This window comes from Caballeronia glathei, assembly GCF_000698595.1.
In the GTDB taxonomy this organism is placed as follows: Bacteria; Pseudomonadota; Gammaproteobacteria; order Burkholderiales; family Burkholderiaceae; genus Caballeronia; species Caballeronia glathei.
In genome coordinates, this window is sequence record NZ_JFHC01000335.1 from 1 (window position 1) to 334 (window position 334).

Consider the following 334-nt stretch of genomic DNA (forward strand, 5'->3'; position numbering starts at 1 on the left):
CAGCGGCAGGCGCGCGGGGCGTTCGAGTGCTTGCAGGGGCGGCAGCGGTCTCGTGGCGCTGGCTTGACGAGGCGATTCCTCCTGCAGAGCCTCAGCAAGCGACGAGACGCTGGGCGCATCGAACAGGGTGCGCAGGGGCAGCTCGATGGAAAGAGCTTCGCGCAGGCGCGAGACGAGCTGCGTGGCGAGCAGCGAGTGCCCGCCGAGCGCGAAGAAGTTATCGAAGACGCTCACCCGCTCGAGGCCGAGCACGCTGGCGAAGCACTGCGCGAGCGTGTGTTCGAGCGAGGAGCGTGGCGCGACGTAGGTGTCGAGGCGTTGCCATTGCGGATTG

Annotated in this window: 1 protein-coding gene; it reads right to left on the reverse strand. The window is 68.3% G+C overall.

Annotation, left to right across the window (positions count from 1 at the left end; all coding sequences use genetic code 11):
• On the reverse strand, positions 1-334 hold a 334-nt coding region (locus BG61_RS39030; RefSeq protein WP_035943943.1), incomplete at both ends, for a phosphopantetheine-binding protein.